The sequence below is a fragment of the Methanobrevibacter sp. V74 genome, from assembly GCF_963082495.1.
Lineage (GTDB): Archaea > Methanobacteriota > Methanobacteria > Methanobacteriales > Methanobacteriaceae > Methanocatella.
This window is the reverse complement of sequence record NZ_CAUJAN010000002.1, coordinates 132,628-148,197: the sequence shown is the minus strand read 5'-3', so window position 1 is coordinate 148,197 and position 15,570 is coordinate 132,628. Positions and strand designations below refer to the sequence as shown.

General features: G+C 32.1%; 15 protein-coding genes. 10 read left to right on the top strand and 5 right to left on the bottom strand.

Features of this window, described 5'->3' with window-relative positions; translation table 11 throughout:
- Positions 1-6: 6 nt before the first annotated feature.
- Genes sucD through Q9969_RS03385 form a run of 3 tightly spaced genes read left to right on the top strand, consistent with a single transcriptional unit; the run spans position 7 to position 2,277 of the window.
- Complete coding sequence (gene sucD, locus Q9969_RS03395) at positions 7-870, top strand: succinate--CoA ligase subunit alpha (RefSeq protein ID WP_305514151.1); 864 nt, start codon at positions 7-9, stop codon at positions 868-870.
- Complete coding sequence (gene hmgA, locus Q9969_RS03390; RefSeq protein ID WP_305554431.1) at positions 870-2,072, top strand: hydroxymethylglutaryl-CoA reductase (NADPH); 1,203 nt, start codon at positions 870-872, stop codon at positions 2,070-2,072. Before sucD ends, hmgA begins: the two co-directional genes overlap by 1 nt.
- A 1-nt stretch (position 2,073) precedes the next feature.
- Positions 2,074-2,277, top strand: coding sequence for a hypothetical protein (locus Q9969_RS03385; protein WP_305514155.1), 204 nt, complete (start codon positions 2,074-2,076; stop codon positions 2,275-2,277).
- On the opposite strand, the gene Q9969_RS03380 is transcribed toward Q9969_RS03385, so the two are convergent.
- The 5 genes from Q9969_RS03380 to Q9969_RS03360 are packed head-to-tail and all read right to left on the bottom strand — an operon-like array spanning position 2,274 to position 4,608.
- Complete coding sequence (locus Q9969_RS03380) at positions 2,274-2,915, bottom strand: DUF116 domain-containing protein (protein ID WP_305554428.1); 642 nt, start codon at positions 2,913-2,915, stop codon at positions 2,274-2,276. The genes Q9969_RS03385 and Q9969_RS03380 overlap by 4 nt on opposite strands.
- Before the next feature lie 8 nt (positions 2,916-2,923).
- Positions 2,924-3,376 carry a hypothetical protein gene (locus Q9969_RS03375; RefSeq protein WP_305514159.1) on the bottom strand — a complete coding sequence of 151 codons (453 nt, stop codon included), beginning with the start codon at positions 3,374-3,376 and terminating at the stop codon, positions 2,924-2,926.
- A gap of 34 nt (positions 3,377-3,410) precedes the next feature.
- A complete protein-coding gene (locus Q9969_RS03370; RefSeq protein ID WP_305514161.1) occupies positions 3,411-3,566 on the bottom strand; it encodes a hypothetical protein in 156 nt (51 codons plus the stop codon).
- Between the two features lie 35 nt (positions 3,567-3,601).
- A complete protein-coding gene (locus Q9969_RS03365; RefSeq protein ID WP_305554425.1) occupies positions 3,602-3,748 on the bottom strand; it encodes a hypothetical protein in 147 nt (48 codons plus the stop codon).
- An 11-nt stretch (positions 3,749-3,759) separates the two neighbouring features.
- On the bottom strand, positions 3,760-4,608 hold the full coding sequence (locus Q9969_RS03360) for a tetratricopeptide repeat protein (protein ID WP_305554422.1): 849 nt from the start codon (positions 4,606-4,608) through the stop codon (positions 3,760-3,762).
- A gap of 117 nt (positions 4,609-4,725) precedes the next feature.
- Between Q9969_RS03360 and thsA the strand changes: the two genes are divergently transcribed.
- From thsA to thrC, 7 genes are all read left to right on the top strand, one after another.
- Positions 4,726-6,375, top strand: a complete 1,650-nt coding sequence (thsA, locus tag Q9969_RS03355; protein WP_305554419.1) for a thermosome subunit alpha — start codon at positions 4,726-4,728, stop codon at positions 6,373-6,375.
- Between the two features lie 510 nt (positions 6,376-6,885).
- On the top strand, positions 6,886-10,845 hold the full coding sequence (locus Q9969_RS03350) for a pseudomurein-binding repeat-containing protein (RefSeq protein WP_305554416.1): 3,960 nt from the start codon (positions 6,886-6,888) through the stop codon (positions 10,843-10,845).
- A gap of 151 nt (positions 10,846-10,996) precedes the next feature.
- Positions 10,997-11,710: a metal-dependent transcriptional regulator gene (locus Q9969_RS03345; RefSeq protein WP_305554414.1), complete on the top strand. Its 714-nt coding sequence runs from the start codon at positions 10,997-10,999 to the stop codon at positions 11,708-11,710.
- Between the two features lie 95 nt (positions 11,711-11,805).
- On the top strand, positions 11,806-12,321 hold the full coding sequence (gene endA / locus Q9969_RS03340) for a tRNA-intron lyase (protein ID WP_305514169.1): 516 nt from the start codon (positions 11,806-11,808) through the stop codon (positions 12,319-12,321).
- Between the two features lie 97 nt (positions 12,322-12,418).
- Positions 12,419-13,516 carry a tryptophan--tRNA ligase gene (locus tag Q9969_RS03335; protein WP_305554411.1) on the top strand — a complete coding sequence of 366 codons (1,098 nt, stop codon included), beginning with the start codon at positions 12,419-12,421 and terminating at the stop codon, positions 13,514-13,516.
- Positions 13,516-14,133: a stage II sporulation protein M gene (locus Q9969_RS03330; protein WP_305514173.1), complete on the top strand. Its 618-nt coding sequence runs from the start codon at positions 13,516-13,518 to the stop codon at positions 14,131-14,133. Before Q9969_RS03335 ends, Q9969_RS03330 begins: the two co-directional genes overlap by 1 nt.
- 40 nt (positions 14,134-14,173) lie before the next feature.
- On the top strand, positions 14,174-15,370 hold the full coding sequence (gene thrC / locus Q9969_RS03325) for a threonine synthase (protein WP_305514175.1): 1,197 nt from the start codon (positions 14,174-14,176) through the stop codon (positions 15,368-15,370).
- The last annotated feature ends 200 nt before the right edge of the window (positions 15,371-15,570 follow it).

Here is a 15,570-nt window from a genome sequence, read left to right as displayed (position 1 = left end):
TATATTATGATTTTATTAAATAAAGATACAAAATGTTTAGTTCAGGGAATAACCGGTAAACAAGGTTCATTTCATACAGAACAAATGTTAAATTACAATACTAATATAGTTGCGGGGCTTACGCCTGGAAAAGGCGGTCAAAAATTCTTAGACCAGGTTCCAATTTTCAATTCAATGCAGGAAGCGGTTGAAGAGGTAGAGGTCAATGCTTCCATTATTTTCGTTCCTGCAAAATTTGCAAAAGATGCTGCCTTTGAAGCAATTAGGCACTTAGATTTAGTAGTAATTATTTCAGAACATATTCCGGTTCATGATAGTATGAAGATCATGGCTTATGCAAAACAAATGAATACTACAATCATCGGTCCGAATACTCCGGGAATTATCTCGCCGGGTGTCGGTAAATTAGGCATTATGCCAACGCATATATTTAAAGAAGGTAATGTGGGTTTGATTTCAAGAAGCGGTACATTAACATATGAAATTGCAAACGAATTAACCAATGCTGGAATTGGTCAAAGTACTGCTGTAGGTATTGGCGGAGACCCTGTTACTGGGGATAATTATGTTGATATTCTAAAAAGATTTGAAAATGATGATCAAACTGAAGCAGTTGTTTTAATTGGTGAAATTGGAGGAACTGCTGAAGAAAGGGCTGCTAAATATATCGCTGATGAAATGACAAAACCAGTTGTATCATATATTGCAGGAAGAACAGCCCCTCCGGGAAAAAGAATGGGGCATGCTGGAGCAATTATCCAAGGAAATTCCGGTACTGTTGCAAGTAAAACCAAAGCTTTGAATGATGCTAATGTGGAAGTAGCTATAAAACCATCTGAAATTGTAGAACTGCTTAAAAAGGTTATGTAATGTCTTTCCAAGAAATTATTGATAAATTATTAAATGGTGAAATGAAACTTTATCAAGTTGATAAGGAAGTAAGCGCTCGTGAGGCAACCGATATTAGAAGGGAATTTTTAGAGCAAAAATATGGTCTGGATCTGTCCAATATCTCAAATTATACCCTGGATATGGAAAGAGCATCTGCTCGCAACATTGAAAATTCAATTGGAGTATTGCAACTTCCTATGGGTATTGCAGGACCATTAAAAATAAATGGCCAATACTGTCAAAGAGAAGTATTTGTTCCTCTTGCAACCTCTGAAGGTGCATTGGTGGCTTCAATTAATAGGGGAGCATCAACAATTACCTTATCAGGTGGAGTTAATGTGAGGGTGGTGTCTGATATAATGACCCGTGCACCGGCTATTAAATGTGAGGGTGTAGGGGATGCTTTAAAAATTAAACAGTGGTTTGTTGATAATTTCGATGAATTAAAGGAAATTGCAGAAAGTACAACTTCCCATGGCAAATTAATTAAAATCGATCCTATCTTGATTGTTGGAAGCTATGTCTATCCAAGATTTGTTTTCTCAACTGGGGACAGTATGGGGATGAATATGGTAACAATAGCTTCTGAAAAAATATTAGCCAAATTAGCAGATGAAACTACTGCAACTCACATTGCATTAAGTGGAAATGTATGTGTTGATAAAAAACCGGCTGCTATAAACATTGTTGAAGGAAGAGGAAAAAGCGTTATAGCAGATATTTTAATACCGAAAGATATTGTAGCTAAAAAGCTTAAAACCACAGCTGAAGCAATAGCGGAAGTAAATACTGCTAAAAATTTAATCGGTTCAGCCGCCGGCGGATCAATGGCATTCAATGCTCATTATGCAAATATGGTTGCAGCTATATTTTTAGCAACAGGTCAGGATGCAGCGCATGTTGTTGAAGGTTCTCTTGGTATTACAACAGCCGAAAGCCGTAATGGTGATTTATATTTCTCAGTAAACCTGCCTGATTTGCCTGTAGCTACAGTTGGTGGGGGGACAGGATTGGAAGTTGCTCATGAAGGATTAGAAATTCTTGATGTAGCGGGATCTGGCAAAGCTCGTGAATTTGCAGAAATTGTTGCATCAACAGTTTTAGCAGGAGAATTATCACTTGTTGGAGCCCTGGCAGCAGGACACCTTGCAAGAGCTCATCAAGAACTTGGAAGGGGATAATATGGATGATTTTTCAGATAGTTTATATCCGGAAATAACACTTGAAACTGATGATATGGTAATGATGTTGTCTGTAAAAAAAGATTATTCTCAAATAAAAGATGCAGATAAAAGAAAAGAGGAATTCATTAAAGATTTAAATGAATTCATAAAGGAGTTTAGTGAAACTCCGGAATCCGGTGAATTCATGGATTATTATGATTAGTATTTGGAATCTATTTTTTCAAATACTTTTTTAATGTTAACTTTTGTTTCAAAACACCCTGTTCTTTCAAGCAATACTCCTTGAGGGTAAAAATCAGAGAGCAACATCATCATTTGGTTTAAATCTTCATGACAAGCTACACCAAGAACAGCTTGGAATTTGTTTTCCATAACTATTTTTTTAACAAAACTTGATCCTGGAACAATATATAATTTATATCCTAATGGTTCAGATTTCTTTTTAATAACGCCGATTGAACATAAGCCACATTCGCTGCAATTTAGGCCTTCTTTTTGAAGAGTTGCAGGACAGTCTTTATGTCTTAGACAATGGGGAAGGAATATTAATGTTTTTTCTGCTGGAATCTGCCTATATTTTTCTTTATTGAGATTATCTCTAACTTTAATAGCTATATCATCAATTAAATAATCATCTAATTTTAAAAATCGTGCTATTGTTTTAAATGGTGAATATAATAGATCTACAATATATAATAAGAATTTAGGGAATTTAATTTGATTTTTACGAGCTATTAAATATCCTAAAATAACCACAACAATAAATAAGATTATAATTAGAATAACTAGAAAAACTACTAACTGTCCTAAAAACATATAGAATGAATCCATAAATAACATTTTTCAACCTAGAATTTTTCAATGGTATAAGTTTCAATTTCTCTGTTTAATTTAACCCCTGTTGGCGTTTTAATTATTTCAAGTCCAGATAGACTGTCGCAAGAACATAAAACATTCTGTTCAGGATGGGTTCCGGGAGTAATATTGCAATTCAGATTAACTCTATCTCCAATGGATATGACAGTTTCCAAACGTTTAGTGGATGGATGGTCTTTGTTTAAGATTATTAGTGGAGATGATTCTTCACGGCTCAGGTAAGCTTGTGATTTAACAGCTCTTTTATCTTTTTTAAAGTTTGATACGGCAATTATGTCATCCGCTTCTAAAAATTGGACTATTTCTTCATTATCTTGAGTTGCTATAAATAACATTTTGTTTTCATAAGCTACTTTAACAACACCTACTATTCCAGTTTTCCCTTCAAGAAATAGCACTTCGTCATTTTTAAGATGAATATCCATATAATCACTAAAAAATAAAAAAGAGTAAATAAATTTACTCTGCAAGTTCAACATTATCGCTTTGACAGGATGGGCAAACAACCTTTTTTCCAAGTCCTTTAAAAGAATTTCCACAACTTTTGCAATGGTATTTTTTTGTTTTTAATTTTTTCAAATCAATATCGGCCATTGGGCCTCCGGTTGAGCACATGTTAAATCACCTGTTATAATTATATATAATATATATTATTTAATACTTCTTTTGATGTCATTTATTTTTTCAATAATTTTTTCATCCTTTGTAATATCAAATTTAAGCTCTAAAAAATATAATAATTGATTATATAATTTATTTTCGCCATATTCACTAATCAATTCATCAAAACATTCCAAAACAAATGGATTTACCCCAACTGAATATTTTTACTTTCAATAATTTCAATGCATTCATCTAAAGTTAATTCAAAGTCATTGGATTGAATATAATTGATTTCGGTATATGCAAGCGGATTTGCTTCGTATTCCATACTGTATATTAATAGTGCAAGTGCAGTTTCCATTTGATTTTCTTCTATATAATAATATCCAAGGTTTCTATAACATCTTGCAATGTCTTGGGGATAATAAGCATATTGTAGAGCATCACATGTGCGAATAAAGTATTCGTTAAATGTGTAGGTGTGTACTTTGTATATTTCAGTTAACTCCAGAATAATTCTTGATGAAACGGGGTTTATTTTAATTGCCTTTTTTAAATACTCTTCTGCCTTATCGTATTGCTGGGATTCAAGGAGTAAAAATCCATAAACATAATATAGGTCAAGTAAAGGTTGGTTATCTGGAATATATCTTAATTCCTTTTTTAAACCAATATATTTTCTAAATATCATCTCTTCTAGGGGATTTGTGAAAAAGTGATATTCATTTACTTTATCGTCTTCAAAGATGTTTGGAAAACTTTCCATAAATTTCTCAAGTTTTTTCAATGGGGTTTCATAGTTTTCCTCTTCAATATCATAATAGATATCATTTAAAATATCCATAATTGGATTTTCCTTGTTTGAAATATCCGCAAATTCCTGTTTTTGCGATTCGCTTAAGCAATCCCACATCAACCGAGAGATTTCTTTAATTATCTCTTTATTGTATGGATGGTCTTTGTATACTTCAATTTGACTGGATAAGTACTTTTTATTCAATTCTTCATTTGAACCTAAATTAGATTTAATTTCATTCATGATTTCTTCATACATATTACACACCTAATGTTACTTTAATGAGTAATCTTTTTATATTACCTCTAACCTACTTTATATTGTATAAAAACTTAGTTTTATATTTTATTCAAAAAAATTTTAGGTGATAATTAAATGGCAAATCAACCAATATTCATCCTTCCTGAAGGAACAGAAAGATATTCAAAAAGAGATGCTTTAAGAATGAATATCACAGCTGCTAAAGTATTAGCCGGCATTGTAAGAACCACTCTTGGTCCTAAAGGTATGGATAAAATGTTAACAACTTCATTAGGTGATGTCACTGTCACTAATGATGGTGCAACCATTATGAGAGAAATGGAAATTAATCAACCTGCAGCTAGAATGCTTGTGGAAACCGCTAAAAAACAAGAAGAAATTGTTGGAGATGGAACTACTTCTGTTGTTGTTATTGCAGGCGAATTATTATCAAAGGCTGAAGAATTATTAGATGATGGAATTGCAACTTCTATCGTTGTTAAAGGTTATAGAAATGCAACCGCTAAAGCGGTGGAAATCTTAAATAATATTGCAATTGATGCTGCTGATGAAGAAACTCTTAAAAAGGTAGCAGTTACTGCAATGAGTGGTAAAGGTTCAGATTATGCTAAAGAACACTTAGCGGATCTTGTTGTTAAAGCGGCATTAAGAATCAAGGAAGATGGAAAGTCTGACATTGACAATATTAATATTCAAAGAGTTTCAGGCGATTCTGTAGAAGATTCATTTTTAGCAGAAGGAATCATTATTGATAAGGCTCCTTTATCTAAAAACATGCCTAATGACATTGAAAATGCAAAAATTGCTATCATGAAATACCCTATTGAATTAAAAGACATTAATACAGATACCAAAATCGATATAACCGGTCCTGATCAATTTGAAGCATTCCTTAAAAACGAAGAAGAAATGATTAAGGATTTAGTTGACAAAATTGTGGACTCTGGCGCTAATGTATTGTTCTGTCAGAAGGGTATTGATGATTTGGCGGAACACTACCTTAAAAAAGCAGGAATCATGGCTTTCAAAAGAGTTAAAAAATCAGACATGGAAAGAATCGCAAAAGCTACCGGTGCTAAACTCGTAACTGATATTGAAGATTTATCTGAAGATAAATTAGGTTTTGCAGGTCATGTGTATCTTGATAAAATATTTGACCATGAGTTAACTTTAATCGAAGAATGTGAAAATCCAAAAGCTTCCTCAATTATATTGAGAGGCAGCACTCGCTATGTTACAGAACAAATCGCAAGAGCGATTGATGATGCATTAGGTGTAGTTGCAGCCACTATTGAAGAAGGTAAAGTTCTCATTGGTGGAGGAGCTTGCGAAATTGATTTAGTAAAACAATTAAGAGAATATGCTGAATCTATAAGTGGAAGAGAGCAATTAGCTATTTTAAAATATGCCGAAGCTTTAGAAATTATTCCAAAAACCTTAATTGAAAATGCAGGTTTGGATACTATTAATCTAATTGCAGATTTAAAAGCAGCTCATGAAGATTCCTCATTTATCGGAATTAATGTATTCACAGGTAAAGTTGAGGATATGAAAGAGTCTGGAGTTATTGAACCTTTAAGAGTTAAAATCCAAGCTTTACAATCTGCTGGTGAAGCCGCTGAAATGATTTTGCGTATTGATGATATGATTGCAGCAAGAAATGCACTTAACTCTACTGGACCTGATGAGTCAGGTAATGACGCTAGTGGCATGCCTCCAATGCCTCCTGCTGGTGGTATGGGCGGAATGCCTCCTATGATGTAAAATTTTCAATTTTACATTTTTTTCTTTTTTATATAATTTTTTAATAAGTTGTATACATCATTATTTTCCAAAATACATCAATTTTCATCATGTCTTTAAGGAAAGATAATTTTTCCAATCATTTTGTTTATACTTGCTTATTTTATCATTTATTCCATTACTTGCATCGTTTTTTTATTTAACTTAATCCATTTTCATGTTTTTTAATATTGTCCCTTTAAATTATAGGTTATTTTGTCTAATAAGCATTAACATTATTGTTCTAATATCTATATATTGAAGTTAGTTTAAAAATAATTTCATATTGTTTAATCGTTTTATAGCATAATTTACCAATAATTGCGATTAATATTCATTTTTCATAAATTTTCAGTCTTATTTTTAGAAATTAAACTTATTTCAACTTATTCGGTAAATAAAAAGGTTTATATAAGATATTTTTAATACATAATGGTTAAGTGAGATTATTCTCACGGTTGTTTAAAAAAATTGTTATGGAGGTAAAATATTTTGAACAAACAAATATTGCTCACTTTGTTAGCATTGCTTTTTGCTGTCCTAACAGTTGGCGCAATTTCTGCAAGTGACGTAAATGTTACAGATTCATATGCTACTAGCTTAGTAGATGACACATCAGATGTATCAGTCCCGTTGGAGAATACTGCTGGTTCATCAGAAATTTCTGTATCAAGTAATTCAAATGTTGATAATGATTCATCTAAAGTTTCTCTATCAAGTGAAGAAGTTTTAGAATCTGAAGATTCAAATAATTTATCAACTAACTCGACTAATGATAATATTCCAAGTAGTGATGATGGGGTTGCTGTTATTTCATCAAATGAAAGTGATAGTAACGTTTCTTCAACAATTGATGTATCTAAGACAATCACTGCAAAAGATATGTCTAAGTATTATAAAGGAAGCGCTCAATATACTGCAACATTCTTAGATGCACACGGTAATGTGTTAAATAATACAAATGTTAAAATTACTGTAAATGGTGTAACATATACTAAACAAACTAATGCAAATGGAGTGGCTTATCTTGCAATAAATCTTAAACCGGGATCTTATAAAGTCGTTGCTTTAAATCCAACAACTGGTTATAGCTTATCTACAACTTTTAAAGTAGTGTCTACAATTTCAGCAAGTGATATTTCCAAAGTTTACACTGATGGCAAAAAATTCACAGCAAAATTCTATAAAAGTGATGGGAAAGCACTAGCCAATAAATACATCAAGTTTAAGATTAATGGAAAAACATACAAAGTAAAAACAAACGGTCAGGGAGTGGCTAGCTTATCTTTAATTAATCTTAAAAAAGGTACTTATGAAATAATGTCTCATAATACTCAGGATGGCTTGAAAATTAAAAACAAGGTTAAAGTTGTAAGGACTACAACCACTTCTTTATCAACAAAAACCTACACTTTCCTTAAAAGCGATTCAAAAACAGTTAAAGTAAACTTAATTAATAAATTTGGTTATGCTCCGGGGAAAGGTAAAATTATCAAATTTGAAATAAACGGTAAGAAATACAGTGCAAAAACTAATGCAAATGGTGTTGCCAAAATTAAATTGCCTTCACTTGGAGCAGGTATTTATAAAATAACCTATTCATTTGCAGGTAACAGTTTTTATAAGAAATGCAGTGCAGGCAGTAAGGTTGAGATACTGGCTAGTAAAAATCCAACTTTCACGGTTAAAAGTACAAAAACCTTTGGTCATGGTGCAAATACTAAATTCCAAGTTGCTTTAACCTCAGGTAATGTTCCTTTGGCACAAAGAACTGTTACTCTTAAGGTGGATGGTAAGAACTATACCAAAACTACTGATGGTAATGGTGTTGTATCCCTTCCTATTGGTCTGGATGTTGGCAATTATACAATTTCATACACATATAACGGCGAATCTAAAGTTAACTCAAAAACAATGTCCACAGCCATTACAGTTAAGGAAAGATCAAATACTTCTTTAACTTGGAAAAGCGGATCTTCTTACTATCAAGGTGTACAAACTTATAAAGTTTTATTAAAAGATTCAAACGGCAAGGTTTTATCTGGCAAGACAGTTAAATTGACAGTAAATTCAAAAACATATTCTGCCACTACTTCTTCAAGCGGCTATGCATTATTTAATGCGAATGTCCCTACAGGAAATTACACAGTTTCATTTAAATATGAAGCTATTGGGGATAATGATAATGCCCCATCTTTCAGTTCCACAAATATCGAAGTTCTCAAAAAGAATACAACCGGATATGGATACTGGGTTTACGGTGGAGATATGGGTAGTGTCAGTTTAGGAACTTTAGCTTCTAAAGGAACCACTGACTTATTCTTAAATTTCTATGCATTAACAATAAAAACTCAAGGGGAAGTTGAATCATGGATTGCTAGTGCAAATAAGTTAGGAATGAGAGTTCATATTTGGATGCAGGCATTTTATGCTAATGGTTCATGGGTAAATCCTGTAGTTAATGGTAATGTCAATTCGGACTACTTTGAGCAAAAAATCATTGAAGCACAAAAATATGCATCTATTAAGGGAATTTCCGGTATTCATTTAGATTACATAAGATATCCTGGAAATGCATATAAGACTTCAGGCGGTACTGCAGCCATTAGTGAATTTGCACAACAAATCACTGAAGCAATTCATGATACTGACCCAAATATTATTGTTTCATGTGCTTTAATGCCTGAAACTACAAGTAATGCATATTATTATGGTCAAGATTATTCTGTAATTAGTAGGTATATGGATGTTGTAATTCCAATGATTTATAAAGGAAATTATGGAAAAACTTCATCCTGGATTAAAACTATTGCAAAATGGTTTGTAGATAATTCTGAAGGTGCTCAAGTATGGGCAGGTTTACAAGGTTATAAATCTGATGATAATGTTGTGAAATTATCTCCATCGGAAATTGCAGCAGACACACAGGCTGCACTTGATGGTGCTGCGTCTGGTGCTGTTATATTTAGATGGGGCGTAACTAACTTTGTTGATTTCAACTCATTATCTGATCAATCTGGATCTCCGTCCATTACTGGTTCAGTATCTATTTCAGATATTGTTGCTGCAGCATATAACTTAAATAGTTCTATAAAATCTAGCGGATCCATTCCGGCTTCTGTCCGTGTTGGTGGAGTAACTTACTCTACTGCTCAATTTTTATATTTGATGACTAAAGCTATTTTATATATTAATGCAGGCAAATCCTCAGAGATTTTAGCAGTAACCTCGGATGTTGCTTCAAATCCAACCAGTACCGTAAAATCCGGTAATTTATACATGTCCGAATATTTAGATTTAGCAACTAGAGTTAGTTCCTTTATTGAAAGTAAGGGTGTGGCTCCTAATTATGCCAATTCTTCATTAGGTTATATTAAATACCAGTCTTTAATTGATGCTTTTGCAAGAATTACAGCATTTTATAAAGTTAGCTTAAGACTGCCTAGCTATGTAATGTTTAATGCAGATGCAAAATTAGATACTCCCTCTAAAACTATATCAATTAAAAATATTATTAAAGGGGCTTCTAACTTAAAAACATATTATACAAATAACAAAGTTCTTCCATCAACTGTTACAGCAGGAGGAATTACATTTACTTTAGCAGAATTCATGTATTTAATGAGCCGAGCAATTTATCAAATTGGCAATTCAAATACTTCAGATATTACTTATATTTCTGGAGTTTCTGCTCCTAGTTCTCCAACTGGTGATAGTTTAAGTATTGATTTAGGTCGGTCTGGTTTTATTGATTTAGCTAAAAATGTTGCAAGTTATATTAATACTCATAAAAAAGCTCCGAATTTCGCTAATTGCAATTCAAAAAATATTATATACGATGAACTTGTAGATGCATTCTCACGTATATTATCATTTTATAGTATTAGTTCTAGATTGCCAAAGTATGTGACTATTTCAACTAGCGGTTCAAGCTCTAGCTCTAATTCAGGTTCAATTTCAATTACTGGAACTGGTTTAAATGAGAAAAATTATCTCTCAGATTTAAGTAATTATTTAAAATCTACTAAAAATTGCCAAATAACCAATAAAATTAAAAATAAAGTTTCTTCAATAACTAATGGTTTAACTGATGATCTTAAAAAAGCTGAAGCAATATTTAATTATGTAAAATGCCACATAATGTATAGCTTTTATTATAATACTAAATATGGTGCAGATGGTACTTTGTCTGGTGGAAAAGGGAATTGTGTGGATCAATCCCATTTATTAGTGGCGATGTTTAGATCTGCAGGTCTTGCAGCAAGATATGTTCACGGAACATGTAAATTCAATAGTGGAAATACTTATGGCCACGTGTGGACTCAGGTATTAATTGGGGATAAATGGGTGGTTGCTGATGCAACCAGTTTAAAAAATTCATTAGGAAACATATATAATTGGAAAACAAGTTCATTTACCCTTAAGGGCACTTACTCAAGCTTGTCATTCTAATTAGATTTTTCCTTTTTTTATTTTTTCAGTTTCTTTTTTTATTTAGTGTGTTCTACAAAATTTAATTTTGTAATCATCCTTTAGGTTTTCCAAAACTTTTTTATATTGTAACTAATAAACATTTAATCAGTTATTAATTAAGGTGACTTTCATGGCTGATGGCAAAATAAGCGAAAATATTGAAGAATACTTGGAAGTTTTATATTGTAATGGAAATAATGGGGAACAAGTTTCTACAACACAATTATCAAAAGATTTGAATATTGCACCTGGAAGTGTTACTCAAATGCTTAAAAAATTAGAAGACCTTGGTTATATTTCATATACTCCCTATAAAGGAGCTACTTTAACAACTGAAGGAATGAAGATTGCTCAAAAAGTTACAAGAAAACATAGAATCTTAGAAAAGTTCTTATTGGATATCTTAAAAGTTAAAGAAGAAAATGTCCATGATCAAGCTTGTCAAATGGAACATGCTTTATCTGATGAAGCTGAAAGAGCAATTTGTACAATGTTACATCATCCAGATTTATGTCCTGATGATAATGTTATTCCTGCTTGTGATTTTGAATTTGGTAGTTGTCAAGAATGTTTCTCACAAAAAGATTTTGACCAAGTTATTAATAGGAAATTCAATTTATTATCTATTTCTGAATTAACTGCTAATGCTGAAGGTACTATTTCATTTATTCGTGGGAATAATGAACTTTTAGATAAAATAACTTCAGAAGGTATTAGGATAGGTCAACATCTTAAATATGAATATAATGAGAATCGTATGGGTAACTATTATTTGGTCAGTATTGATGATGAAGAGTTAAACATTACTGTAGAAATGGCTAATAATATTTTTATTAGAGTTTAACTTTTTACAACTCTTTTTTTTACAAAAATTTTATATAATATTTCTTTCAAACTTATAAGCATTAAATATAATTTATTTCTTTTTACGGTGTTTTAATGCGTGGAAATTTGTCTAATGGTATTGTTTCAATTAAAATTGAGTCTGGAAGTAAAAGACCAATAGCTTTACATGAAAAAAGTAAATTTGGTAAAATCGAGTCTGAGTTTTTACAATTATCTTTAATTGAAGCCTGCTATTTACAAGAAAAAGGTCGATTAAATATTTATGAAGATGGCAGCCTATGCAGCATAGGTTATTTAATTGATTTAATAAAGCATAAGGAACTTTATGGCAAATACGTTGTTTATCGTGATTTAAAAGATCGCGGTTTTGTTATTAAAACCGGTTTCAAATATGGTTCAGAATTTAGATTATATGATCGTGGAGGAGGTCCAGGTCAGGGGCATTCTGATTATTTGGTTAAAATTATTTTTGAAAATTATGATATTAATGCACTTGATTTTGCAAGTTATGTGAGGGTTTCTCATGGGGTGAATAAGAAACTTCTATTGGCTATTGTTGATGAGGATTTTGACATAACATACTATAATGTGGAATGGACAAGACCATAAGTTTAATTAAAGAAATCCTTTATATTTTAACATACTTTTATATTTATTGCAATAATTTTAATCATAAATTTAATTTGATATTATTAGTGGTGATGAAATGGCAGATTTAATTAATCCATGGGCATCATTTAGCCTAGATTATGATAAGTTAGTTAATAAATTCGGTATCGATAAGATTTCAGATATTATTGGAGATATCGAAAACCCTCAAAAATTGATGAAAAGGGGAGTAATTTTTGGACATAGGGAATTTGATGAAATTGTTAAGTTAATCAATCAGAATAAAGATTTTGCAGTGGTATCAGGTATGATGCCAAGTGGCCAAATGCATATAGGTCATAAAATGGTTGTGGATCAACTTAAATGGTATCAATCCCAAGGTGCAATGTTGTCTCTTCCAATAGCGGACCTTGAAGCTTATGCAGCCCGTAACATGAGCTTTGAAAAAGGCCGTGAAATTGCATTGAAGGAATACTTAACAAATTGGATTGCATTAGGCCTAGACCTTGAAAGGGACAATGTTAATGTTTACTTGCAATCTCAAAATAGTTTATTGCACAATTTAGCATTTAAATCTTCAAGTAAAACTAATTTCAGTCAACTCAAATCAATTTACGGATTTGAACATTCTACAAATATTGCTCATCTGCAGTCACCTTTATTTCAGGTTGCAGATATTTTACTTCCCCAAAGCGAAGAATTTGGAGGTCCGAAAAAGGTTGTAGTTCCTGTTGGAATAGATCAAGACCCTCATATTAGATTAACAAGGGACATTGCCCATAGACTTCATGAAAGTGAAGGATTTATTCCACCGGCTTCCACATATCATAGATTCCTAACAGGTTTGACTGGAGATAAAATGAGTAGTTCAAAGCCATCCACTGCAATTTATTTAAATGATGATACAAAATCCGCAATTAAGAAAGTTAAGTCTGCTAAAACTGGAGGGAGAGAAACTTTAAAAGAACAAGAAGAATTAGGCGGGGAAGTGGATAAATGCGTAATATATGAAATGTTGTTATACCACTTTATTGAAGATGATAGCGAACTTGAAAAAATCAGACATGATTGTTTAAATGGAACTCTACGCTGTGGGGAATGTAAAATGAGAACTGCAGAGTTCATGGAAGAATTCATGGATGATTTACACGAAAAACAAGTTGAAGCAGCAGAAATTGCTAAAACACTGATATAATGATAGAACAAATTAAATTAGCTTTCAGCGAAAATAGATTAGCCATTATAGTGGCAACAGTTATTCTTTTTGCTTCTTTAGTATTGGGTTATTTTTTAGAACCTTATTTGCATGGCTATTTAAGTCCTGTTGTTGAGCAATTGGAAGAAGGAGTTAGCAATGGCACTATTAAAGTAACATTCAATAGCATTTTTTTAAATAACATTAGAATCGTGTTTTTGATGTTTCTAACAGGATTCATTTTATGTTTTTCAGCTATAATTCTAGCTTTTAATGGGCTTTTTGTAGGATATTTTGTAGCGGATTATGGCAATTTAGTTAAATCGCTACTTTATTTAATTCCTCATGGAATTTTTGAGCTTTCTTCAATTGTCATAGCTTGCGCATCAGGTTTTGTTGCATTTAATTTCTTATTCAAGTTTTTAAAAACATTATCGATTCAAGAAAATAACTCTGTTAAAGATAAGTTAGCCATATCATTCAATGAAAGCTCTATTAAATTAGAACAGGCTATAATACTATTAATGGTTGCTTCCATTTTAATGGCAGTTGCAGGATTTGTTGAAGCTTACTTAACAATACCTATTGCAGATTATTTACTTTCAATTTTAAGTTAAATTTTATATAGGGATAATTCAAAAATATACATGTGATTTTATGATAAGATGTGTTTCATGTGGAGAAGAATATGGCGATGATGAAGTAATCTACACTTGTGAAAAGTGTGGATCTGTACTCGAACTCGTTAATGAAATCAATGTTTCAAAAGACACTTTTGACGGTAGAAAAGATAATTTGTGGAAATTTAAAGAGTGCATTCCTGTTGATGAATCAAAAATTGTTTCACTTGATGAGGGAGGAACTCCATTTTGTAAATGTGATAAGTTAGGTGAAGAACTTGGAGTAAACTTGTATGTTAAAGTGGAAGGATCCAATCCAACAGGAAGTTTTAAAGACAGGGGAATGACTGTGGGCATGACAAAAGCAATGGAACTTGGAGTAAGTACTGTAGGTTGTGCTTCAACCGGTAACACTTCAGCATCACTTTCAGCTTATGCCGCTCGTGCAGGTTTACGCTGCATTGTATTTTTACCTTCTGGAAAAGTTGCACTTGGGAAATTAGCACAAGCGATGTTCCATGGTGCTGAGGTCATGTCAATCAATGGAAACTTTGACGAAGCACTTGAAGCCATGACAGCTCTTGCATTGGAAAAACATCTTTACCTATTAAATTCAATAAATCCATACAGATTAGAAGGACAAAAAACAATAGGATATGAAATTGTCCGCGATTTGGGTTGGAAAGCTCCTGATAGAATTATTTTGCCAGTAGGTAATGCGGGAAATATTTCAGCTATCTGGAAAGGGGTTAAGGAATTTCATGATGCTGGATTTATTAAAGACTTGCCAATGATGACCGGTATTCAAGCGGAAGGAGCATGCCCTGTTACAAATGCATTTAAAAAAGGAGATAAATGTGTTGTGCCGGTGGAAAATCCGGAAACTATTGCAACCGCCATTCGTATTGGAGCACCAGTTAGTGATATTAAAGCTTTGAATGCTATTTATGATTCAAACGGATATTCTGAAACAGTAACTGATGGGGAGATCCTTGATGCACAAAGATTACTTGCAAGAACTGAGGGTATTGGTGTTGAACCAGCTTCAGCAGCATCTATTGCAGGTCTTAAAAAACTTGTTGATGAAGGTGTAGTTGATAAAGGTGAAACAATCACTTGTGTGGTTACTGGACACTTACTTAAAGATCCTAACACTGCTATTGAAGCATGCACTCAACCTACACAAGTTGATGCGGATATAGATACTTTAAGAGAGATTTTAATGAATAAATAAATTCGCTTTGATTCACTTTTACTTTTAATTTTTTCTTTTAATTTGCTTTTATTCAAACAATATTTATACATTTTTTATTTAACCTAATCTATGAAAAACATTTTTAAAGATATTCGTGTCAGTATTTATGTTAAAATATCATGGTTACTAATGTTGAAATTTTTAAGATTTAACCATGTTAAAACAATAGATTTATATAT